The organism is Paenibacillus sp. FSL H7-0943, from assembly GCF_037963265.1.
Classification (GTDB): domain Bacteria; phylum Bacillota; class Bacilli; order Paenibacillales; family Paenibacillaceae; genus Paenibacillus_AQ; species Paenibacillus_AQ odorifer.
This window is the reverse complement of the sequence record NZ_CP150148.1, coordinates 2764086-2785976: the sequence shown is the minus strand read 5'-3', so window position 1 is coordinate 2785976 and position 21891 is coordinate 2764086. Positions and strand designations below refer to the sequence as shown.

General features: G+C 39.7%; 25 protein-coding genes, 1 tRNA gene and 1 pseudogene. 12 read left to right on the top strand and 15 right to left on the bottom strand.

Annotated features, from left to right (window positions below):
- The first annotated feature begins 77 nt into the window (after window positions 1-77).
- On the top strand, window positions 78-1553 hold the full coding sequence (locus NSQ55_RS11980) for an aminotransferase class I/II-fold pyridoxal phosphate-dependent enzyme (protein WP_036686120.1): 1476 nt from the start codon (window positions 78-80) through the stop codon (window positions 1551-1553).
- Between the two features lie 130 nt (window positions 1554-1683).
- Here NSQ55_RS11980 and NSQ55_RS11975 read toward each other — a convergent pair whose 3' ends face one another.
- Both NSQ55_RS11975 and NSQ55_RS11970 read right to left on the bottom strand, forming a co-directional pair.
- Window positions 1684-1995, bottom strand: a complete 312-nt coding sequence (locus NSQ55_RS11975) for a DUF1292 domain-containing protein (RefSeq protein ID WP_036686118.1) — start codon at window positions 1993-1995, stop codon at window positions 1684-1686.
- Window positions 1996-2075: 80 nt separating this feature from the next.
- Entirely contained in the window at window positions 2076-2630 is a 555-nt protein-coding gene (locus tag NSQ55_RS11970; protein WP_036686116.1) for a copper amine oxidase, read from the bottom strand.
- A gap of 164 nt (window positions 2631-2794) precedes the next feature.
- Here NSQ55_RS11970 and NSQ55_RS11965 point away from each other — a divergent pair, with 164 nt between their 5' ends.
- Complete coding sequence (locus tag NSQ55_RS11965; protein WP_076129115.1) at window positions 2795-3532, top strand: MBL fold metallo-hydrolase; 738 nt, start codon at window positions 2795-2797, stop codon at window positions 3530-3532.
- Window positions 3533-3594: 62 nt separating this feature from the next.
- Here NSQ55_RS11965 and NSQ55_RS11960 read toward each other — a convergent pair whose 3' ends face one another.
- The 4 genes from NSQ55_RS11960 to NSQ55_RS11945 all read right to left on the bottom strand — a co-directional run bounded on the left by NSQ55_RS11960 (window position 3595) and on the right by NSQ55_RS11945 (window position 5856).
- Window positions 3595-3834: a DUF3892 domain-containing protein gene (locus NSQ55_RS11960; protein WP_036686113.1), complete on the bottom strand. Its 240-nt coding sequence runs from the start codon at window positions 3832-3834 to the stop codon at window positions 3595-3597.
- A gap of 85 nt (window positions 3835-3919) precedes the next feature.
- Window positions 3920-4363 carry a GNAT family N-acetyltransferase gene (locus NSQ55_RS11955; RefSeq protein ID WP_076136093.1) on the bottom strand — a complete coding sequence of 148 codons (444 nt, stop codon included), beginning with the start codon at window positions 4361-4363 and terminating at the stop codon, window positions 3920-3922.
- A gap of 107 nt (window positions 4364-4470) precedes the next feature.
- Complete coding sequence (locus NSQ55_RS11950; protein ID WP_076219148.1) at window positions 4471-4683, bottom strand: hypothetical protein; 213 nt, start codon at window positions 4681-4683, stop codon at window positions 4471-4473.
- Between the two features lie 99 nt (window positions 4684-4782).
- Entirely contained in the window at window positions 4783-5856 is a 1074-nt protein-coding gene (locus NSQ55_RS11945; RefSeq protein ID WP_076219152.1) for a site-2 protease family protein, read from the bottom strand.
- Between the two features lie 202 nt (window positions 5857-6058).
- Between NSQ55_RS11945 and NSQ55_RS11940 the strand changes: the two genes are divergently transcribed.
- The 3 genes from NSQ55_RS11940 (at window position 6059) to NSQ55_RS11930 (ending at window position 7962) form a co-directional block, all read left to right on the top strand.
- Window positions 6059-7273, top strand: coding sequence for a copper amine oxidase N-terminal domain-containing protein (locus tag NSQ55_RS11940; RefSeq protein ID WP_339173508.1), 1215 nt, complete (start codon window positions 6059-6061; stop codon window positions 7271-7273).
- Window positions 7274-7435: 162 nt separating this feature from the next.
- Complete coding sequence (locus NSQ55_RS11935) at window positions 7436-7738, top strand: hypothetical protein (protein WP_036686108.1); 303 nt, start codon at window positions 7436-7438, stop codon at window positions 7736-7738.
- Between the two features lie 152 nt (window positions 7739-7890).
- Window positions 7891-7962, top strand: a tRNA-Val gene (locus NSQ55_RS11930).
- Window positions 7963-8056: 94 nt separating this feature from the next.
- Here NSQ55_RS11930 and NSQ55_RS11925 read toward each other — a convergent pair.
- Window positions 8057-8395, bottom strand: a complete 339-nt coding sequence (locus NSQ55_RS11925; RefSeq protein WP_339173504.1) for an ArpU family phage packaging/lysis transcriptional regulator — start codon at window positions 8393-8395, stop codon at window positions 8057-8059.
- Between the two features lie 1376 nt (window positions 8396-9771).
- Between NSQ55_RS11925 and NSQ55_RS11920 the strand changes: the two are divergent.
- From NSQ55_RS11920 to NSQ55_RS11895, 6 genes and pseudogenes are all read left to right on the top strand, one after another.
- Window positions 9772-10519, top strand: a pseudogene (locus NSQ55_RS11920) (dihydrodipicolinate synthase family protein); the annotation flags it as partial.
- A 246-nt stretch (window positions 10520-10765) separates the two neighbouring features.
- Window positions 10766-10951, top strand: coding sequence for a hypothetical protein (locus NSQ55_RS11915; RefSeq protein ID WP_038570197.1), 186 nt, complete (start codon window positions 10766-10768; stop codon window positions 10949-10951).
- A gap of 638 nt (window positions 10952-11589) precedes the next feature.
- Window positions 11590-12675 (top strand): hypothetical protein, encoded by a 1086-nt coding sequence (locus tag NSQ55_RS11910; protein ID WP_081383511.1) that lies wholly within the window; start codon window positions 11590-11592, stop codon window positions 12673-12675.
- Between the two features lie 618 nt (window positions 12676-13293).
- Window positions 13294-13545 carry a DUF3951 domain-containing protein gene (locus tag NSQ55_RS11905; RefSeq protein WP_036686019.1) on the top strand — a complete coding sequence of 84 codons (252 nt, stop codon included), beginning with the start codon at window positions 13294-13296 and terminating at the stop codon, window positions 13543-13545.
- 572 nt (window positions 13546-14117) lie between these two features.
- Window positions 14118-14648, top strand: a complete 531-nt coding sequence (locus NSQ55_RS11900) for a GNAT family protein (RefSeq protein ID WP_339173500.1) — start codon at window positions 14118-14120, stop codon at window positions 14646-14648.
- Window positions 14649-15369: 721 nt separating this feature from the next.
- Window positions 15370-16197: a hypothetical protein gene (locus NSQ55_RS11895; protein WP_076189826.1), complete on the top strand. Its 828-nt coding sequence runs from the start codon at window positions 15370-15372 to the stop codon at window positions 16195-16197.
- Window positions 16198-16359: 162 nt separating this feature from the next.
- Here NSQ55_RS11895 and NSQ55_RS11890 read toward each other — a convergent pair whose 3' ends face one another.
- From NSQ55_RS11890 to NSQ55_RS11880, 3 genes are all read right to left on the bottom strand, one after another.
- Window positions 16360-16686 carry a YolD-like family protein gene (locus NSQ55_RS11890; RefSeq protein ID WP_076279830.1) on the bottom strand — a complete coding sequence of 109 codons (327 nt, stop codon included), beginning with the start codon at window positions 16684-16686 and terminating at the stop codon, window positions 16360-16362.
- A gap of 313 nt (window positions 16687-16999) precedes the next feature.
- The gene (locus NSQ55_RS11885) at window positions 17000-17197 is read right to left on the bottom strand and encodes a hypothetical protein (protein WP_282579736.1); all 198 of its coding nucleotides are present in this window, start codon (window positions 17195-17197) and stop codon (window positions 17000-17002) included.
- A 419-nt stretch (window positions 17198-17616) separates the two neighbouring features.
- The gene (locus NSQ55_RS11880) at window positions 17617-17856 is read right to left on the bottom strand and encodes a hypothetical protein (RefSeq protein WP_076189823.1); all 240 of its coding nucleotides are present in this window, start codon (window positions 17854-17856) and stop codon (window positions 17617-17619) included.
- Between the two features lie 134 nt (window positions 17857-17990).
- On the opposite strand from NSQ55_RS11880, the gene NSQ55_RS11875 reads away from it, so the two are divergent.
- A complete protein-coding gene (locus tag NSQ55_RS11875) occupies window positions 17991-18950 on the top strand; it encodes a hypothetical protein (protein WP_339173497.1) in 960 nt (319 codons plus the stop codon).
- Between the two features lie 33 nt (window positions 18951-18983).
- On the opposite strand, the gene NSQ55_RS11870 is transcribed toward NSQ55_RS11875, so the two are convergent.
- The 5 genes from NSQ55_RS11870 to NSQ55_RS11850 all read right to left on the bottom strand — a co-directional run bounded on the left by NSQ55_RS11870 (window position 18984) and on the right by NSQ55_RS11850 (window position 21658).
- Complete coding sequence (locus tag NSQ55_RS11870; RefSeq protein WP_081386269.1) at window positions 18984-19418, bottom strand: hypothetical protein; 435 nt, start codon at window positions 19416-19418, stop codon at window positions 18984-18986.
- Between the two features lie 79 nt (window positions 19419-19497).
- Window positions 19498-19962: an NUDIX domain-containing protein gene (locus NSQ55_RS11865; RefSeq protein WP_339173494.1), complete on the bottom strand. Its 465-nt coding sequence runs from the start codon at window positions 19960-19962 to the stop codon at window positions 19498-19500.
- A gap of 48 nt (window positions 19963-20010) precedes the next feature.
- Entirely contained in the window at window positions 20011-20454 is a 444-nt protein-coding gene (locus NSQ55_RS11860) for a hypothetical protein (RefSeq protein WP_339173492.1), read from the bottom strand.
- A 125-nt stretch (window positions 20455-20579) separates the two neighbouring features.
- The gene (locus tag NSQ55_RS11855) at window positions 20580-20870 is read right to left on the bottom strand and encodes a DJ-1/PfpI family protein (RefSeq protein WP_339173490.1); all 291 of its coding nucleotides are present in this window, start codon (window positions 20868-20870) and stop codon (window positions 20580-20582) included.
- Window positions 20867-21658, bottom strand: a complete 792-nt coding sequence (locus tag NSQ55_RS11850) for an AraC family transcriptional regulator (protein ID WP_076141723.1) — start codon at window positions 21656-21658, stop codon at window positions 20867-20869. The genes NSQ55_RS11855 and NSQ55_RS11850 overlap by 4 nt, the downstream gene beginning before the upstream one ends.
- Between the last annotated feature and the right edge of the window lie 233 nt (window positions 21659-21891).

Below are 21891 nucleotides of genomic sequence, written 5' to 3'. Positions count from 1 at the left end.
GTATTCTGAAGATTGTTTTGTTATACTGATGCTTGCCTTAAAAATTAACTATTCGCGAAAGGTTGTGACAGCATTAAATGAATCAACACCGTACTCCCCTCTTCACAGCTCTAAAAAAGCATGCCGCCGGCAATCCAGTTCAATTTCATATTCCCGGGCATAAGAAGGGGCTAGGAACCGATGCCGAATTCCGTGAGTTTATCGGCGATAACGCTCTATCCATAGATCTAATCAACATCGCACCGCTTGATGATCTACATCAGCCAACTGGCGTAATCCAGGAGGCTCAAAAGCTGGCTGCGAAGGCTTTCGGCGCCGACTATACGTATTTTAGCGTACAGGGCACGAGCAATGCCATCATGACGATGATCCTCTCTGTCTGCTCACCGGGTGAAAAAATAATTGTGCCGCGTAACATTCATAAATCCGTAATGTCGGCCATTATCTTCTCCGGAGCCAAGCCTGTGTTCGTCTCGCCTGTACAGGATGAGAATCTCGGGATAGATCACGGCATAACCACCAGTGCGCTGGAACGAGCGTTAAAGCGTCATCCAGACGCTAAAGGAGTTCTAGTTATCAATCCAACGTACTTCGGCGTATGTGCCGACCTGCGTTCGATTGTCGACCTGGCTCACCGTTACGGGGTACCCGTTCTGGTGGACGAGGCACATGGAGTACTGATTCATTTTCATGAGGATCTGCCGGTATCGGCCATGCAGGCCGGTGCGGACATAGCTGCCACTAGTGTGCATAAGCTTGGTGGTTCCATGACGCAAAGCTCGGTACTGAATCTAAATGCGAAGACTGGGCTGATTAACCCACAACGGGTGCAGACCATTATGAGCATGCTGACTACAACATCAACCTCATATATTTTATTAGCGTCTCTCGATACATCTAGACGCAATCTCGCGCTGAACGGACATGAAATGGCGGAAAGAACCATCCAATTGTCCAACTACGCACGCGAGACCATTAACACTATCGAAGGCTTGTACAGCTTTGGTAAAGAAATACTTGGAACAGAAGCAACTTTCGATCTAGATCCAACCAAACTTAACATTCACGTTCGCCATTTAGGGATCACTGGTTACGAAACCGAAAACTGGCTGCGTGAGAAATACAACATCGAAGTTGAACTGAGTGACATGTATAATATTCTTTGCCTTATTACCCCAGGTGATACTCAAGAATCAGTAGATAAATTATTAGCTGCTTTACGGGTGCTATCCGCTATCCATTATAGCAAGGGTGAAATCTATGAACTGAAGGTTCAGGTTCCAGAAATCCCGCAGCTTGCTTTAATTCCAAGAGATGCTTTTTATGCTGACACTCAGTTAGTTCCGTTCCGCGAATCTGCTGGGTACATCATTGCAGAGTTTATCTATGTATATCCACCGGGGATACCGATTCTCCTCCCTGGCGAAGTCATTACTCAGGATAATATCGACTACATTATCGACCACGTCGAAATCGGCCTGCCGGTTAAAGGGCCTGAGGACCGCAGCATCACTAATGTTAAGGTGATTGTTGAAGCCGATCCTATATCCTAAGATCTATTTTTTTCCTTAAAAACTTAAATCATTTATACAAAAACCCGATACCATAATGAGTATCGGGTTTCTGTATATAAGCATCAACTGTTCCATTCACATAGAACAGCTTAAGTTTAGTCGCTAGAATCTATTCTTGCTGAGCAAGCAGATTGTTGTAAGCTTCTTCAACAGCTTTCCATTCTTCTTCATCTTCGATATTATACAATACCATTTCTTCGTCTTCTTCTTCCATACGCAGAATAATGCCGTCTGCTTCTGGATTCTCGCGCTCTAACAACAGAGCATATAATTTCTCGCCTATGTCGAACGTTTCTACAAGCACCATTTCCACATCTTCGCCCTGCTCGTTCGTCAAGGTCAGCACAAACTCCTCGTGCTCATGGTCGTGATCATGCCCGCAACCGCATGCTTCACCATGCTCATGTTTGTGATCGCTCATTGTAATACCTCACTTTGAATTGTATTATCCTACATCTGGTATCGTACCACGTTAGATTAGTTCAGGTCAATTTAGAACACCTAATTTAACGCTGTTATTACCTTCTCCGACACAAGTACGTAATCGGCATTTTTGGAGGGCTTAATATAGAAGCCTACCCGGTATTTGCCCGCTTCTTTAAAATCATAAGTAAACTCCGAGGTTGGAAACCAGAAATTATCCTTCTGCGAGCCTTCAAGCACCTGTGACTGAATATCCTTAACGTTTCCAGACGGATCTGTCATGGCCACTTTCACAGCTGAAATCTCTTCGGTCAGACTATCTACCTGAGTTAATATCTTTATTTTCAGCTTGCCTACATTGACATTGCCAAAAACCGTATCCCCTTTAAAAAGTACAATATGGACATTAGGTTTAAGGATCGTAACTTTCCCAGAACCGTCCCAAGTAACAACCCCGCCTGTTTCTCTAGCAGGAATGTACGTTTTTCCATCAATTAGATAACCGCCGTCTACAATTTCTTTTCCGTTGCTCCATACTCTAATTTTCTGATTAACGGAATCGGCGAATAATAATGAGCCACCCATTAAGGAAAAAGCAAACACGCACAAAGTGATTTTTTTCCATCTATTCATTTGAGACCCTCCAGATAATTCATGCTGTTAATATATACTTACTTTGTTTCAGCAAGTTGCGCTGATTTCAGGTAAATATTTCATTGATCTTGCGAAAAATGATATTATGGTCTTATTCGAAGTAGAAACATTAGCTATAACCGATTTCAGGAGGGTTCTTTCTTATGAGTCTAAGCCTACAAATGCTAGGAACAGGCAATGCTTTTGCGAAAAAATATTTTAACAACAATGGCTTGCTGCTAGATGAAAATTACACCCTGCTGATTGATTGCGGGATAACAGCCCCGCTTGCCATGCATAGACTTGAAAAATCCTTCAGTGACGTAAATGCTACGCTCATTACACATATTCATGCAGATCATGTTGGAGGGCTGGAAGAGCTTGCGCTAACCTTAAAGCATGTGCACGGTAAAAAAATGACCTTACTTCTTCCGGAGACACTTATAGAGCCCTTGTGGAACAATACGTTAAAGGGAGGTTTATACCAAGAAGATGCTGTATCTTCCTTATCTGATATCTTCGATGTTAAGCCCATGCAGCCTGAAAATACCTACAAGCTCTCTCCTACTCTTTCATTAGAGATCATACAAACACCGCATATTCCCGGGAAAAACAGTTATTCCCTTCTAATAAACAACGAGATTTTTTATAGTGCGGACATGACCTTTCAGCCGGATCTACTGATTAGCCTTGTGCGGGAGCGCGGGATCCGGATCATCCTGCATGACTGCCAACTAGGTGGAACAGGCGTTGTTCACACCACGCTGGAAGAGCTGATGTCTCTGCCTAAAGATGTTCGCGAGCGGATCAAGCTCATGCATTATAGCGATGAACAACCAGATTTCGTCGGACTTACAGGAGAGATGGAATTTTTAGAGCAGCATGTGAACTATAAACTCTGATCTTTACAAAAAAAAGCCGTACATAAACGTCTGTAGACGTATGTACGGCTTTTCGTGTTGAACTATGAAAATGTCGGCAAATTATCCAGATTGTTAGTTGGATCTCCATCCGCATCTCCGCGAATATAAGTTTCTCCATCCTTACCTTTAAAAGCGTTCACTCCGGCAATATTTCCGGCCTGTACTTCTTGCAGGGCTTGGTCATACGCCAGCACACGTCCTGTAGAGGTCTGGAAGCTTGTTAAATCGCCATCCCCATTTTTTTGAACAGCTACGAAAGATTCACGTTCGTTATTTGGCACTTAAGTTCGCCCCTTGCACTTGGATTTGCCATCATTCGGCACATCCTAGCTTGCGTAGAGCGTCCAATAATTATGTGCGCCATCTTTAAAGCATTTTTTGCATACGTACATGTAATATACCTGCATCATAAAATGGTTCTGTAGAAATAACTTCATAGCCGAGTTTCTTATAGAAATTCTCTGCCTGACACTGAGCATCTAGAATTGAAGCTTCCAGTCCAAGCTCCCGAGCAAGCTCTTCCATCGCCAGTAACAAGACACGTCCGTATCCTTTGACCCGATAGTCTTTCAATACGGCGATGCGCTGCATTTTAGCAGTACCTGCTTTGTAATAGATCAATCTACCCGTTGCTACAGGTATCCCTTCATCTATAATCAGAATATGGTGCGCATTCGGACTGATGGCATCATATTCGTCAATTTCTTCCTCGGCCGGTACCTTTTGTTCCTCAACAAATACTTTAGTACGGATATCCAGCCCCATCTGAAGCTGTTCCTCTGTAGTTACCCGTAAGATTTCTGCCGCCATGTTAGTTGCAAACTCCTCTCTCTATGTAGCCAACGATAGTTGTCTATTATATAAAATAATGACAAGAAAGAAAAGCCTACACATGGAATCCGTAACCTCTCAGTAGACTAATCCACAGAATATACTTCTTCAGGGATTGAACGGTTATATACGTCTTGCATCACAGGTGACAACGGAGGATACTGACTTTTAGATTTGCCATCCAGATTGGTCATCTCATTGATTTCGATAACTTTTGCGGGTTTCACCGTAGAGCACCCCACTACACCCAGCAGTAACACTAGGCAAACGCCGACTTCCCATTTCACAATTTTAGACATAAAAAAGCTCCTTTCATCGCAGCTGCAGTTATACTCACTACAGCTTTGACGATTCAGGAGCTTTATAAACAATAGGAGCTATTCATTCCAGTTGCCCTCTTAGAGATTGACGTTTCCAACCAAATGGACTAGATACATCATCCCAACCAAAAAGCCTGCTAAAACAAAATAAGCTGTTCCATATTTCCAGCGTGTACTGGCTGGCACATCGTAATACTTATCATTATCGTGCACGGTACAGCTGATGTCACATTGCATTTTTAAATGAAGACCATTCTCTAACGTTACTTGCTCCAGCTGCGAAATTCTTACCTTTTCAATAATACATTGCTGTGGCAGTGTAGCTTTGCCATAATAATTCAGCTGGTCCCATCTGACCACAACATACTGCTGTCTCTCTAGATCACTGTAGGTAGTAAAAGGTAAATCCCGGCGATGCTCAGCTCCTGGAATCATGTAACCCGCCTCTCGCAAGGGCTCCACGGGAATTAAGAACCCCTTAGTGACAGACTGCGGCCGGTTGTTGTTACGTCTTTTCACATATTTATTATACAGATCGTAAGCAAACATTGCCCAGATGATAAAGAACAAAATCGAACGCAAGTAAACGATTATAGCTAAGCCACCCACCAGACCCACAAGCCACAGCCAGCGCGTAACTGCGGTAGCAATACGTCCACCGTCTAGCGGATGGATTGGCAGCAGGTTAATCAAATTAAGCAATAAGCCTATATAAGCCAGGGAATAAAGAAGTGGACTATCCATATAATATGCCGCTCCAAACACAGCAGTAGCCCCAATAGTACCCAGAATCGGTCCGCCAAAAGCAACATACGCTTCTGTCTTCGCATCCAGCGGATGTTTTTTCATAGTAATTAACGCGCCTAAAAAAGGAATAAATAACGGAGCGCTGACGGGTAACCCGATCCGCTTAGCGGCTATGACATGTCCCAATTCATGAACAAGCAAAAGCAGGACGATACCTATAGCAAACCCCCACGGATAAATCAAAGCATATGCCCCTATCGAAACCATCATGGAAATTAACGGCCCGGCAATTTTACCTATTTTCAGCAGAGACAAAATCGCCTTTCCTTTTAACAGGAGCATGGCGGCTCCGCCCCCCAACCATTTCAGCGGAGTAGAAGTATTCTTTTTCTGCTCATTTTGCATTTGCGGCAAGATCACAAGCTCCTTTATCTTTCAATTTTAAGAAACTACTGTACAGTTCCATCTATCTTATCATAGAAGCATTAAGGATATTTCTACAGTGAGCCCTTTGGAAAGTATACGACGCAACTTTTAGAAACGTTTCAGCGTCAAACCAACTATCTTGGATAAATTTTACTGCCAGATAAAGAAAGGGTTGGTTCATATGCTCTCTTTTCACTCCAAAGCTTGGTTATCCGTCTTAATGCTCTCAACACTTTTACTCCCTGCCACCATGTCAGCAAGCTCTTCATTAACTGTATCGGAGTCCTCTGCGCTCGCCCAAGCTTCCTCTGCTAATACTTCGCAAGTATACTACCAATTTGGCGTTCCTGGTGGAAACATAGGCGGACTTGCGCTGCTCAAAAATGGTGTAATCTACGTAGATGTTCGGGGGATCGCTGAGCAAGCTGGCTTAAAAATGGAATGGGATAAATCCGGCAAACGTGCTCTATTCAAAGGCTGGACTAAAAGTTTTGCTGTTCGAATCGGGAGTCAAACAGGCGTGCTTGACGGGAAAGCGGTAGATCTAGGAGGAATACCTTTTAAATCCAAAGAAGATGGGATATATGTGCCGGCCCGTTTTATCGTTAAGGCTTTCGAAGGCAGCCATCTCCGTCTGGACTCCACAACGAACACACTTTTAGCAGATGATCTGAAGACCTACAATGTTTTCACAGAATCCTTTGGAGGGCGTACCTATACGCTGGTCAAAGCTAATGGTAATTTATATGTCTCACAAGGCAAGGATACGGTGATAAAACTCACTTCACTCCAAACAAACTTTGACTGGGCAGGAATGAAGATCGAGAAAACGGCGGGGGGTCTGCTAGTCATTAAGATTATTGATTCCTATGGAGAGCCTCATATTAATACACGCGAAATCACACTCATATTCAAAAATGGTGCATTACTACGCAAGGCCACATTCGCTTACCAGTTCAGAGGAGATGCGGATTTCAAACCTTATGATGGCAACCTCATCTTGCATGATGGTAATACCTTACGTTTCATCCAAGACGGCACAGGCAATGTAATAGATACTCTTGATCTTGTAAAGCTGGGTGGCGAGGAAGATGCTTACTATGTAGAAAGCATTGATAAAGAAATCATACTTCTTCGTGGAAATCAGAATGGATTGCTAACCTTAATCGACCGCCAAACAGGCGAGCGAACCCTTTTGTATAAGGAGCTACTCACAGCAAAGGATCAGGAATATGCGGAAAATAACGATGTTCCTTTTAAAGGAGATACTTTGAAATTCGTAAAACGGAGCGGTGACAAATTGTATTTTATAAATGACTCACCGCTTACTGGCAAAAAAGAAGTTATCTACTCCATTGAAGCTCATTCCAATAACTCCAAGAATAATACTGATTAGAAAGTACAGCACAAACATGTGTATTGATTAAAGAACTAATCGAATCCTCCTCAGTGATTATCCCTGAAAATTAACCTTCCTACATATAGGCAAACGCCGTGAACGTTGTAGGCAAAGGACCATAGACTGTTATCAGGATTGAAACATTCGAGGAGGATATCCATGGAATCAAATACAAATTTTCATCAACAGGTCGCTTGGAATTGCATGAATAAATATGTAGGTATAGTAACGACTGATGGTCAATCCTTTGACGGCTTCATCGCTCACGTGGATCAGAACTATATCACCCTAGCGGTTCCCAGCAATGAAATGGTCGATCGTATGAACGGAATGCCTGCCGAGCAGTCGAACTATAGACAATTCGGGTTCCAGCCCGGCTTTTACCCAAGACGCCGCTTCTATCCACGCCGTATCCCTTTTTTCGGAATAAGCAGTCTATTTCTACTCCCGTTTTTTATCTGACTCGGTGCAGGGGGATGAAGGGTCATCCCCTTTCTAGCTATTTAACTACTTAATCGGAGAAAATTAAGAAGTAAATACAACTCTACATCTATATTGATTATAAAAAAGAATTGCCATCCTACTCTATCGTATGGTATTATAAATTTCGTCGCAGGACGGTAGCTCAGCGGGAGAGCACTATCTTGACAGGGTAGGGGTCATGGGTTCGAACCCCATCCGTCCTATACGTGAAAGCCTTGATATTCAAGGCTTTTTTTGTTTTCTATTCACTTATCATTCTATTGAAATCCTTCATGATACGAATTTGATAAGCTTTGCCTATATCTTCTGATCCGTGATGTAATCATATTCGGTTATTATATATCTTTCTTTAATCAAAAATGATTCCATTCGTGGAAGCCTATTTACAATCCTTTCAATTCTCTCACAGTACTCCTTACGTGCTGCTAAACTATCAACATTGTGTATGGCAATATTCGCGGTTTGATCTGAAGTTGTTCCCGTTTCGCTTCTCGGAGTAGTTGACCATGCTGCTGTCGTGGCTGCTTCGCGTTCCTCAAAAGTTAGGAATTTATTCTCTCGATACTTATCAAAAGCCGCTTCAACCGCAGCCTGCGTCCGTTCTCTATCTATCTCTGGCAGGAAGCTTTGTTGCACCTGCTATCACCTCACTGTAAATAATCCCCCGACCGAAGCCGGGGCGTGTACCATCTTAAAACGGCAGATCGTCATCATTTTTCGGGATTACCGGACCATTCTTATCTCCTGAAGCAGCTACCTCCTCCAGAGTGAGTTGGTCCTTGTCTTCCAATTCAATCGTACCGTCTGGATTAACCCTTCCTCATACGTCTTCTCTTGGCTCTTCATGATCCTCTTCTTCGTCATCACCACGGAACTCCTCGATGCTCATTTGAGATTGCTTATTGAAATGTGCTGCTATATGAACTTTCATTTATAATTACTCCTCTCAAATTTGGGTTTTATGAAAAAATAACGTCTGCAGCTAGTGCGATAATTGAAGCAACACATATTGCTGCCATGTGCATGCCACGTTGCTTGTAAAGAATAGATTCTTTGTCAGCTGCTGAAATAAAAGATAGGATAGCGATAAAAGCTAAAATAATCTCAATCCACGTTGACGTCAGTTCCTCCCTAAATCCGTGCTATATTAATTAAGAGGTGAATTTTATGAACGGTAAGAAAGTTATCACTATTCTTTTATCCATCTCTTTACTAGGTGTGATTGCTTACTTCGGAATAGCTTATGGATTACTATGGTATATCTTTAATGGGTAAGAAATGAAGATTATCCATCCCCTTTATAAGTTCAGTACAGCCAAACTATCTCTTATATCCTCCTTGTGGGAGAGAGTCTTTTTTTGAAATTTGTTATACTTAAATAAAAACTTTTAATGAGGTGTTATCTTGCAATATTTTTTTTTAATACCGTTGGTATTTGTTTTGGCAATTCCCTTGGTTTTACTGTTAAAAGGTGATTATGGAACCAAAAACAAGGTTTCAGATAAAACTACTAGCATAGAGAAAAAATTAGACAGAATAATAGAATTACTTGAAAAAGATAAGGATACATAAGCATTTTTATCTTTTTTCATGTCGCAATATGTATCTACTACGTCATAACCTTTGTGAGAGGAGGGCTATTAACCCTCTCTGTCCATGTATCTTCGTACTGAGAGTATCCGATTTTGAATCTGTTATGAGCCGATTTCAAGCGAGACAAACTGATAAAATAACTCAACTCACTGGGACACTCCCAGCGTATTACGCCTTCTTTGATATCTTGATATACAAAGGTAAGGATACGGAGTTTGTACATCTGGAGTCCCGGACCAAATCTGGCATGCTTCGAAGCCCAGTATTTACAGAGTTTATCGTATAAGCACTAATAGACCCTTCAGGCATAAGCTTGACAGGTTATTTTATGTTTGTTCTGAATCTAAATCGCTACGGGACAAACGTGGCAACTCATATTTTTTAACAACACCTAGCCTCTAAAATTGGTCCCTTTTTTTATTAAAGAATTGGTAAAGGCAGGAGTAGACTCAATTGGTGTACTGGAATCAACTGGTAACTATGCGTATCTCTTAGTAGAGGGGAGCGTTTGCGTGTCCTTGAGCTTGCTGTTAGTTCTGCTGAAGGGATTCCCGTGATGACAAGCATAAGTGCGATTCGAACTTCAGAAGTACTTCGATTAGCGGAAGATGCACAACAAGCTGGGGCAAGTGCAGTACTCTTGGCTCCTATCTCCTTCAGGCGCTAACAGATGAAGAAGTGTTTTTTCTATACGAACAGGTGACAAGTTCACTCTCCATTCCACTTTGTGTTTATGATAATCCCGGCACTTCACATTTCCATTTCAGTGATGAGCTGCACAGCAGAATTGCTGTAGAAAAACTCAGAGCTGTTATTCCACTCCATGTTACGTTTGGAATAAGCGGGAATCCATCCGCATATCCAGGCTTGAGTGCAGGTTGTGACTTATGGTACTAAGTGCTAGGTGGTTTATTTCCGAGGTTATGTCTAGATATCACAAGAATGACTCAAAGTGGCCATTTAGAAGAAGCACAACACCTTTCAACATTACTAGAACCGATCTGGAAGTTATTCAATAGCTACGGTAGCCTTCGAGTGATTTCAGCAGCTGCTGAAATAATCGGCTTAATTAAAAGTCCTAGTCTTCCCTTGCCTTTACAACCATTAAACAAATCCGTTAGGAATCACCTGAATATCATTCTAAAGGAATTAAAGTTTACTGTATAAACTTAATATAATTCATTGGGAAGTATATATGCTGCTCTATAACACTGGTAAGGATCGTTAGTTTTCATCAATATAACAAATACCCCATCAACCTTAAGTGATTGAGGGGGTATTTGTTATAGACATGCTTATGCCAAAATCACGCTTAAAATATTACAACATTGTCAATTGTCAACTATTTTGCGTTCATTAACAATGAAGTGGGTATTTTATGAATATAATCATCTTATGCAAGGGGGCTATAATATGAATCTCACACTGATTTTTCACGCAATTGAAACAGAATTACAACTACAAATACATTTAGTCAGTGGAGAGACATATGTTGGTTTTTGTCAGGAGAGCGACTCTTCAGGTTACTTCACAATAAGAACTAAGAGTGGTTTATTTTCTTTTCCTTCTTGGGCGATCAAACGGATTAAAGAAGTGTGATATCGTAGGTTATTGAATGCATGCTCTAAATTCAAATCACTTCCAAACAAAATGAGATCCAGCAAGTTTAATAGATCCGGTGCATCCCCTCTACAATCCCACCATAATCTATAAGATGACCTATTGGATCTGGTTCCAAACGAAACCAATCCAAGTATGAGTATCCATAGAGTTGCTGGATTCCCCACAATAAAGTATGTCTCTCTGTATTGAAAATCTTTATTGTTCATCAGTACAAAAACTCCTTGTTCTCCGAACTATCTATTTCTTCGCAACCAATCGTTTTTCTGCTTTAAAGTCCATCTTAATAACTTTATTGTTGTTCATGTAATTATCCCACGAATCATACTTCCAATTAGGTGAAAAGTTATGACTAATCACATCGATGTAAATACGACACTAAGTAAACACTTCCCGCTTCTGGCACATCTTTATTGTAAAGACACTTCTTGCATTGTAGCTGTGGCTCTTGAAGAAAAACGTGGACAAAATTGAGATTAACTCCTGACTGTCCTTGGTGAAGGGGAAGTATCCGATCTTTTTACAACTCCATAACAACTATCCTCCTAATTCTATAATAACTTGGTGTTAAGATGTATAAAGATTCATCATCTTAGATCCCAATGGAGGTAATCCGATTGAACAAGAAAAAGCGGTCCGCTACATTAGTTGTTATCCTGTTTTCAGCTGGTGTGCTTGCAGCCAGTGCGCTGCTCGTCCCCAGCCTGATGGATTCCGTAGTTTTCGCCAAGAACAGTTCATCAATTCAGGGCAGTAACCAGCTGGCTTTGAGTGAAAGCACGATACCCGTGCTGAAGGTGGAGGCGCCGGCGCCAGTATCCACCATACAACAAGACCTGTATCAACAGATGACAGCAGCGCAAATCCAGCAAATCTATGACTTTATAGACAAGGCAGAAGATCCCCATACTTCAGGTCGGGAAGAAACCGAATCCGAAATCAACCGCAGACAAGTGTTGGACGATAAGTATGTGTATGACGGCCTCCGCCCCAAGCAGCAGCTGCCGTTAAAGGCTGGACAAGCAGATTTGTATCTAGATTTAGAAACCAATACGTACACCTACCCGGAGAGGAGTATGACTGATGAGGAACTGTTACAGCTGATTGACTGGTACTACCGGCTGAATTACTTCGTGTCCAAACGAAATCCGACTGTACCTCAGCTTCAGCCTCAGAAAATCAGCCAGGTTGAAGCTGAGGCACTGGCCTCTGACAGTGTGCGCAAGCTGTTCGATGCCGACGTGTCCAAGCTAAAAACATCGGGAATGCTGATTGAGCTGGGACTAACCAAACGTCCAACCTGGACAGTTCATTTTGCTCCTTACAAGACGCTTACCCTGCTCGGATCAGGCGAGGTATTCTGGGAATATGATGTGTTGATTAATGCAACAACCGGTGCCGTAGAGGATACGACAGCCATTAATTTGGCACTGAAGAGAACTCCCATCGACGACGACGCAGCCGGCACCATCCAGAAGGATGCCAGTTGGATTCATAAAGCCGTGCAGGTCATCACGGACAAGCAGGGAGAAACAAGAACCATTATCAAAGCTTATCTAACCGATACCGAATTTAACAACAAACGCGGGATGGTGGATGTTAAACTGTTGCTGGAAGATGGAAGTAGCTATACCGCGGAGTTCCGCTATCCCGATCAGACCCTTCGCTGCCTAATCTATGAAGCTTCTGACAAAGCCAATTAAGCGGAAACGTTACAGAAATACAGCAGTCGGGGCACCGCCGCCACACTGACTTTTTCAAGACCAGTTATTAATGTAATTGTGAGTATTACGCGATCACCAGATGGTTCTGATTCAGGTTGATCTGCCTTCTGAGGGGTAGCTGATGCTTTTGTTTGAAACTTAACTTTCCATTATTATTCAATGTAGTAACTACATAAAAATTGGTCTTATCGTTAGAAACAGATATATCTAAAAACCTATCTTATTACCAAGAAGCACAGTAGATGAAATACACAACATTAAAGGTTCTGTCTCTAAGAGCAGTATCTGTCGATATGGTGCAGAGGTTACATTTAAAGATGAGATCGGATATCCATATGAGTATGGTGTCTGTAAAACAACCTTTCTGTGATGCTTTAAAGTAATTAATATTTAAAACTGTCAAACCACTTCATGTGTAGGTATGACTATTGTGCTACACTTCATTCGTATGTTCGAAGGTTCCACCATTTGTAAAATCTAGTGGCCCAAGCATTTCCTACTGTGCATCAAATCTCAGTCGAATGAATAGTACTCAGCAGCCTGAATCTTGTAAATATTAACATTTGATTATAAAATCAAACAAAGGCGGTGTTAACAATGAGATTAGTACTGTTCATGTTGGCTGGAGTAGGCGCGATTTTCTATCTCTCATTAGGAATCATCATTGTAAAGGTAATCCTTACAAGAAAATTACCAAATAATAATTACACTCCATTTGACTACATCACGGCCCAATCTCCTGTTGAGTTTCACGATGAGAAAAAAGAGATAGAAGAAAATGCAGACCATGGTGATGATAAGGACAAAAACATCATTTCATTATCAAAACGACGACCTTCTCTTCCCTGATGCGCAATAGGCTGCTACTTCTTCATAGCCTTTGGGAGAGGATTTCTGTAACTTCCTCTATCCCTTAATGTCATGTATCTTCGTACTACGTTTCACTCAATCATTTTTTGTTAAAATAAATTTAGATTTTGGTAATTTGTTTAGAGAGGAATTAATGATTTGAAAATATCTATCCAAACATTCTTAATCACCATGTCTTTGGTATTTGGAATTATCATCGTACAAAAAAGCCTTCAATTAATTTTTTCATCTTCGGTACTTATTAGATCACTAAATGTTGTAATGATTATTATTCTTTCTGGTTGTATTGGCGCTTTTATAAGAACATTACTTCTGCCAAAAGAGAAATAGGCTGCATTACCGCTAGATAGCCTCTATACTTCGCAATATGCGTCTACTTCGTCATGACCTTTGGAGGGATACTCCTACTCCTTTAATGATCTGTATCTTCGTACTGTGACATAAAAAAACTCTTACGTTATAATAGTGTTGAATTAAATATTGAAGGGACTGAACTATGCGCAGATATCGATATCTTAACCCCAAAATAAATAGATAATGGAGGTAATATATTGATTACAGAAATACAAACCGAAAGACTAATATTAAGAAAAATGAAATTATCTGACTCTGCTAGTTTGTTTAACATTTGGTCTGATCCAGAGGTTACAAAGTTTATGAATATCAATAGTTTCACTGAGGAAAGCCAAGCAGTAGAAATGATTAAAATTCTTAATAACCTGTCTTTGGAAAACAAAGCTATTCGTTATTCCGTAATTGAGTTAGAATCAAATCGCATAATTGGTTCCTGCGGTTATAATTCTATAGATTCTTCAAATGCTAAAGCAGAGATCGGATACGATATTAGTAAAGATTATTGGGGCAAGGGATATGCTCCTGAGGCCATTCAATCTCTGATGGATTATGCGTTCAACACTTTAAATTTCAACAGGATAGAAGCAAAAGTCGAACCCGAAAACAATAATTCCATCAGAGTTTTGCAAAAGTTAAATTATACATTCGAAGGAACAATGAGAAAGTGCGAAAAGTCCAAAGGAAAGTTTATTGATTTAAGCATTTTCTCAAAATTAGTAACAGAGTAACTTTTAATGGGTGGGCCTACATTTTTATGGTGTAGGCTTTTTATTTACTTCACGTTGCTCAACTCAACTAAATGAATAGTTTGCGGCTACTTCGTCATAGCCTTTGGGAGAAGAGGGATACTCCTACTCATCTAATGAACTGTATCTTCGTACTGTGTATTAAGTAGAGCAACTGTTGTCACATCCTCCAAACGTAGAAGGCTAGACAGACCCTCCTAGCCTCAGCCGATTCCGGATCGAGTTTAGCCGCCTTCTGCCAGCAGCTCCGGGCTTCTGCATACAGATATTTAAATTAGATATTTATTGATAATATTTATTCCTTAAGGAGGTGGACGCACTGTTAATGATCTTTGATAAGTTATTTAATATTTCCAAGGTTGCGGCATATGCAACAATTGCGATGTACACATTCTTCCAGTTTGTACTCACAAAACATAATACGGTAAATGATTTAATCAATAGCAACCTTTTAGTTTATGTCGTAGCTGCTGCTATTCTTGAGGCATTACATAATCTATATGACTTTTTATGTGGCCATCTAGAGCGGTAATCTACTACTACCAAAGCTTTCCCAGGCACACATCATGGCGCAATAATGGATAGATTTACTCTATTGGTCCCTATTTATCATCTATTTTTTATATGGAGCACTTAATTGACCATCTATTGATTACATTGTATAATACAGGTATATTATGTAAAATAAAGGCAGGTGAGGCCGTTGGATGGAAATATCGATTTAGATTTAGATATAAATCTTCTAGATCTTGATCCAGCCGTAAAAGTTCTTAAAATGATATATTCTTTTGAAAGCTGGCCCAATCTTCTAAAACTAGCAGACACCTTTTTCAACCGAATAACTCAAATTTATAATAATTACACACACAATAATGAACTGGAACTAAAACATCAACGACCTTTAATTTATTATTATGGATACAGCTTGCTTATGTTGGGACTAGCCCACAAAGAAATCGAAAATTATGATAAAGCTCGAACTTACATTAAAGCTTACAGTGATTTGAGTTGGTTCAAGGGATTAGATGCTGAAGGATTAAATGAGGTAGCCTATTATAAGTACATATCAGAGCCAAATCTCTTAGAAGTAGAAGTGCTTTCCGGAAATATTCAATTCATAGATCGTTATGTTTCTTTCCTTTTATCCAACACTAAAGAAGTTCTACCGGGACTGATAACTTTGTTAAAGACAGCTACTAATTTCAACTTAAACATTGAATCTCATTTAGAACTTTTCTCTAATAGTATTTCAAAATTTGAGGATACCGCTGCTGATGAAATTATAATAAATTCCTACCAAGAAACTTTTTTTATTAATATGATCAGATATAAAACAAAAATTCAAGATTATAATACAGCTATCAAATATAGCATGAAATTATTAGATTCTGCAGAGGTCACAAACTCTGATAAAATCTTTAAACAAGCAGTAGTATACTTCGAATCATTACGTTCATGTGCTGATGCTACTCAGATTAAAGATTTTGAAGAGAAAATAATAAATTTCAAAGAAAGGGTTGAGTCTCTATGAAAAAATTTGCCGTCTCTTTATTGTTGGTCCTCACTATCGTCAGCATTGCGCCAGCACTGCCAAGTACCTCACCAGTGGTCTTATTCCACGGAGCAGAACATTAATATCAGAAGTACAGCGCGGGTTAGGAGATTGCTCCTAACCTGTTTTTTATGAAGTGCATTATGTAGTTATTGCAATAACATCCTCCATCTTGAACCAATCCCACTCCTCCTCCGACCAGCGGAGTTTAATTCCCTGTTGTTTATCCAGCTTCATCACAATACCTCGTTTTAATATATTCTCCATGGGATCAAACAGAGTGAGTGTAATCGGGCTGTGCTCTTCCATCGAACGATATAACAATATTTCAAAGCGCTCTATCTCCTGTAGATCTAGAGTGGGTTTTTCACGACGTTCCTGCTCATTATTGTCATCTATAATCCGGTTTTTATGTTCGGGCAATATCATTCTGCTACACTCCCATACGTTCTCTAATTTTTTCATCATGAAGCTGCCCTCCTAATAATCCGTCCAGTAGTTCGTTTTACTACCATCTATCCCCCATTGGAGTTCTTGTGGCTCTGACTTTCTCTTTTTAAACCTAGGGTCAATCCTTTCCCAGCCTTCAATAATTCGGGCGCTCTCGGGTGGAGTGTGTGGGGTCCATTCTATATATTTTTCGTTAACTAATTCCCTAAGCCCACTAATGATCTTATCTGGTGTCCGTCCACTCTTGATCTCTAACTCCTGTAGAGTTGGCATATGAGCATGATGCACGGCAGAGTGGCGCATGATCATTAGTAGCTTTCGGGCGGTGTCACTAAGCATAGCGCTTTTTTTGCACAGGCTGCCAAGCAAGAATATTAGCCTCCAGAAATACGCGCGGTGCTCCGGTTGATAAGCAAGTTGCGCGAATATATCCCCCACGAATCCCTTTCACATCAATTTTCCGTTGAGATATCTTACCTGATTTATCTTGATACACTATTTCAATGGTTTGACCGATGCTTATTTGCATAATTACTCACCTTCCAAGGATAAGAACATTTGTTTGTATTATAACCAAACGTACGTTCGTTAATCAATGTAAAAATATCCCGTCAGGCATGAATTATTACATACAAAGTCATCGCTCAGGTTTATAATTTGTTCTATAAGCATTTATTGCATTTCCGCAAACAAACTAAGGAGTATGAGTGTTTTTTATATGTTATAGGGGGAAACGAATATTAGGACCGATGACTGAGGCTGAAGCTATGCGTGAATGGTTTACTCTCTCCGGTACAGTGAAGGAGATTTATATCATTGAGGTAGATGAGAACGATAAGGTAAGACGTCAGATCGGACCCACTAAGAAAAAAAAGAAATAAATATAAAGGGAAAAAACGTAAAAACACCCCGCCGACCCATTAAGGTTGACGAGGCTGTTTTTAATTTTTAAAAAGGAAACTGAGTAAGCGAGACTATTAACAATACAATCCCAACAATCGAGGATAGCACAGCCATTTTATCTTTCGTTTTCAAATACAATGCCGCTCCATTAAATATTAAAGCTCCGCACATCCCCAGCATAGTCCAAGACACTATCACTTGATCCTGGCCGCGGAAAAATGTGATTCCCAGAATGATTGTTGCTGCACTGAATAAAATACCGCACACTCTTAGTACTTTCAGCAAAATGCTCACCTCCGACAAATAAAACACGCTAATCTAATATATTGGTTCCGCCATAAATTATAATTCATAGATTACTATTCCTATATCTGGTAGAATTAATTAGCAATTATTAGCAGATTTAGGGGGATATAAAATTGAACAAAAAAGCTTTTTTATGTATCGTGGCAACTATTGTAATCCTTTCAGGATGTGGTAGTTCCACAACAAATTCAGAGAAAAAAAATACAACGTCTACAGGAGTTATACCGTCCGAAGCAACAGCCAGCCCTTCAGAGCCCACTCCTGAGCCAAAAAAGAAACTTACAGCTTCCGAGAAACTGGCTCTCAACTATGTGGAGATTTTCCTCAATGGTTCAGATATCGAAGCGAAAAAGAAATTCGTATCCGAAAATATACTTCCAGATGTACAACCCATTTTCCAAATGGCTGAATCTACTGAGACACCCGAGAATAATAAACTTAAGAACCCTACAGTAATTGAAACAGCTGATTATACGGACAAAGATGGCGGAAAAGATAAACTCGTGCTTATCCAAGGTGAGAAGTCTTCCTCCAATAGCGAACTTATCATTTTTATTAAAGATGACAAAGTTGGTTGGGGGTATTCGTCTAATGACAAAGATAAGGATGCATTTAACGAAGTGAGGAAACTCTTCAAGGAACCTGTAATTAATACTTCAGATTCAGGTAATGCAGGTACAACTGAACAGACTCCTGAAGCGATGCTTAAAGAAATCAGTAATTTTGTCGTTTCAGATATTTGGAATGATGGATTTGTTGATATCAGCTGGTATGCAGGTTCTGGAACTGGCTCTACGGGTCAAACAATAGATATAGATTTTACAATCGAGCAATTAGGAAAAGCGATGAACCAAAAAATGGAATACGATAGTTATATCAGCAACCTTGATGCAAAATATGACTCAATTAAAAGCATCTGGGCTAAGCTCACGGGTGAGATGGATCGTATGTACAAACAAATCCAAGATACGCCTCCTATTGCAAATGATGCAACCACCAAAATAGATACAGGATTATTCACCCAGTACTTGGAAGCCTTTACTGACGAGGTTAACAAATTACCTAATACTTAGATTAAAAAATAACGTCCCTGCCGGCCGCCACGGTTAGCAGGGATTTTGTTCGGCTTTAATGGCTTGCGACTCAAAATAGTAATCCACCAGAGCATAGATGAAACCAGCAATACCGAAAAAAATAATAGCTGTACTACTATTCAAATGGTATTCCCGTATAAAGCGTTCATCGTACACCTCGTAAAAGAAACCATATCCCGCAATACCACTCAATAAGAATATCATTATGCGGTTTACTAAAGGATTAACTATCTTTCGAATAACCCATGATAAAGGAAGCAGTATAACCGGGTAAAGAAGAACTGAAAAGAGGAACACCAGAAAAATAAAAGCAAACCCAATGTTTTGAAAACCGTAATATTCTGTTGTACTTATTTTAGTTCCTTCCCAAAGCTCCAATCCAAAGGCTGCCAGGGTGAATAAAATCGTCGAAATAAACCATAACATTATAGGCTTAACTGCACGCAAAACAATCCCACCATCTTTATGCTTTTTATACTTACAGCCGATTTTTTTAAATTATCATTTCGCACTTGGTTTAGATGGATTACCTTTTTACCTTGCTGAATAATTCTTGCATGTAATCTTCCGTCATGTATTCTCTAAACTCTTTGTCTAATAAGTATATTTCATCTTGATTTATCCATTGGTAGTTAAAAATAGTCCCATAGTCTTCACCTTCTCCTTCTCCAGTGAAGCTCCACTTTTCAGGTAATCTCGTTTCTGGAATTAGAAGGTAGTCATGTCTTTCGACATTCGCATCTATAAAATCCTTATAATAATATTGTGTGCCTATTTTCTTTACTAATTTAAATTGTTTAAGTCCACTTTCTTCTTGAATTTCCCTGAATAACGCTTCTTCTTCTGTTTCCCCGGCATCGATATTTCCACCTACTAATCTAAAGGGTACTTCTGGTTCATTAAGATAGACTAATAAGGTCTTTTCTCCAACTTCATTGTCTTGCAAAATAAATCCGTATACCTTCTTTCTAATCGGTTTTCCTATCTTCATCGTGACACCTCATATCTTCAACATCTCTTCTGGGACTAAGTGGCTCTTCTAATATTGTTTTTCGATCTCCACACTATTTTTTTGTGCCCATTTATTTAATAGTGTAAAAATATCTTTTGCTTCATCCTTATTTACCTGTATCGTAATTATTTTTTTCTTTTTTCGAGCCGGAATTATATGAAAAAATATTGAAATAGGATTATGAATCACAATTTTTTTCAAGGAACCACACGTAATATTTGTTTCACCAATTACTACACTATCATCTAGTACTTCAAGTTTATGCTTTTCCTTTTGACTTTTTAACGAAATAAATAGAAAAGGAAAAACTGGCAGGACAAAAAATAAATAATAATAAACACTAAGATCAAAAAACACATTCAAACCTACGTATAAAGCATTGGCTAATAAACAATATGAAGTTAAATAAGGATATTTTTTACTATGAGGAAAAGTTACCAGCATTCTATTGCTATTGTTTGTGTCCAACATACTTACACCTCTATTCATCACCTTAATTATTTCACTTTGGATATTATATCATTAATTCCCATATATTATAGTTATGATTTCCCTTTGGAAGGGTTAATTGTCTTTGTAATATGGGTAATCCATCTTCACTTAGTCTGAATCCATGTTATAAAATTAGTATCGAATCTAAGTTGTCGAGTCGATAACCCTCCAGGGATAAATATCAAATCATAGGCTGACAGATCAGGGGAAACCTGGTTTATTTTCAACGTCAATCCTCGATCATCCGTGACTTCTTCCTTGTTGGAACAAAAATCCCACGATACATTTTCTATCGCCTTTAGAACTCCCATCCGGGTAACCGCATCGTAAAAACCAACAAAATCTAACGTGGTCATCCCATCAAATAGAATATAAGCCATCCTCATCATTTTCATTCTACACACTCCTTCGATACTTTTCGGCGAAATTCATTGGGGGTGATCCCGTATTCATTTTTAAAAACACGATAGAAAGAACGCAAACTGTTGAATCCGGAATCAAACGCGATATCCGTGACCGGATGGGTAGTGGATAACAGCAGCATATGAGCAAAGGCTACCCGTTGGCCATTGATGTAATCACGAAATGAAATGTGAAACTGCTCAGAAAAGATTCGGGAAATGATAAATTTACTAATGCCAAGCTCTCTTGAAAGCGTATTCAGATTTATGTGATCTAAAAAATGCATGTCGATGTAAGCTAGGATTTTGGGGACGAGATCCATTTCTTTTTTGTAGTCTACTTTTTTCATTAGCAGTAACGGCAGCGCGTGCCCTAATACTACAGAGGTATAAGCCTTGAGCAGACGAACATCACATTGTTCTTTATATAGTTTATACAAGGTTGCCAACAGATCTTGAAGCACCTTTTGTTTCGAAACTATAGGGTTATCCGGAACATGATTAAGCAAATCCCCCGCAAAATCCCCCGGAAAAGTGGCGTCAAAAAAGAACAGCAGGATCTGGCTTTTCTCTAGGGTTTTGTAGCTGTGAGGTTGATTGGAGAAAATAATCGCTATGTCTCCTTCAGACAAATCATACTCTTTTCCATTGATGTTGATATTGATTTTGCCGGACAAAACCATTGTTATCTCTACATTTTTGTGTAGATGAAGAGGATAAGTGTTATTGGTAGAAATAAAGGAGTGAAACGCCTGGTCACGATGCTGATATTTAATATTCATGTTTTTCTCCCTATCGTCATGGAATGCCAAGCACTATAGCTGCTGTAATACTAAGAACATAATATGAATTTGTTCGTTTACGCAAGAACCAAAGAGCAATAGTTGGCACAAAAAAAGATTTTTTTGGCAGGTAAATACGCCCTAAAAGTTTTAAAGTATTACCAGTAAGCTGCTTGTCGCAGACCAGTAACATTTCACTGAGAGGAGGAAGTATAACAGGAACAGCATTCAGC

Bases quoted from the DNA above. Each gene is read 5' to 3' on its own strand.
- NSQ55_RS11885 (WP_282579736.1), bottom strand. From the start codon at position 17,197: ATGCAAATAAGCATCGGTCAAACCATTGAAATAGTGTATCAAGATAAA.
- NSQ55_RS11940 (WP_339173508.1), top strand. From the start codon at position 6,059: ATGCTCTCTTTTCACTCCAAAGCTTGGTTATCCGTCTTAATGCTCTCA.
- NSQ55_RS11975 (WP_036686118.1), bottom strand. From the start codon at position 1,995: ATGAGCGATCACAAACATGAGCATGGTGAAGCATGCGGTTGCGGGCAT.
- NSQ55_RS11980 (WP_036686120.1), top strand. From the start codon at position 78: ATGAATCAACACCGTACTCCCCTCTTCACAGCTCTAAAAAAGCATGCC.
- NSQ55_RS11950 (WP_076219148.1), bottom strand. From the start codon at position 4,683: ATGTCTAAAATTGTGAAATGGGAAGTCGGCGTTTGCCTAGTGTTACTG.
- NSQ55_RS11850 (WP_076141723.1), bottom strand. From the start codon at position 21,658: ATGAATATTAAATATCAGCATCGTGACCAGGCGTTTCACTCCTTTATT.
- NSQ55_RS11965 (WP_076129115.1), top strand. From the start codon at position 2,795: ATGAGTCTAAGCCTACAAATGCTAGGAACAGGCAATGCTTTTGCGAAA.
- NSQ55_RS11945 (WP_076219152.1), bottom strand. From the start codon at position 5,856: ATGCAAAATGAGCAGAAAAAGAATACTTCTACTCCGCTGAAATGGTTG.
- NSQ55_RS11970 (WP_036686116.1), bottom strand. From the start codon at position 2,630: ATGAATAGATGGAAAAAAATCACTTTGTGCGTGTTTGCTTTTTCCTTA.
- NSQ55_RS11855 (WP_339173490.1), bottom strand. From the start codon at position 20,870: ATGAAAATGATGAGGATGGCTTATATTCTATTTGATGGGATGACCACG.
- NSQ55_RS11865 (WP_339173494.1), bottom strand. From the start codon at position 19,962: ATGAAGATAGGAAAACCGATTAGAAAGAAGGTATACGGATTTATTTTG.
- NSQ55_RS11905 (WP_036686019.1), top strand. From the start codon at position 13,294: ATGAGATTAGTACTGTTCATGTTGGCTGGAGTAGGCGCGATTTTCTAT.
- NSQ55_RS11860 (WP_339173492.1), bottom strand. From the start codon at position 20,454: ATGTTGGACACAAACAATAGCAATAGAATGCTGGTAACTTTTCCTCAT.
- NSQ55_RS11915 (WP_038570197.1), top strand. From the start codon at position 10,766: ATGAATCTCACACTGATTTTTCACGCAATTGAAACAGAATTACAACTA.
- NSQ55_RS11955 (WP_076136093.1), bottom strand. From the start codon at position 4,363: ATGGCGGCAGAAATCTTACGGGTAACTACAGAGGAACAGCTTCAGATG.
- NSQ55_RS11935 (WP_036686108.1), top strand. From the start codon at position 7,436: ATGGAATCAAATACAAATTTTCATCAACAGGTCGCTTGGAATTGCATG.
- NSQ55_RS11890 (WP_076279830.1), bottom strand. From the start codon at position 16,686: ATGATGAAAAAATTAGAGAACGTATGGGAGTGTAGCAGAATGATATTG.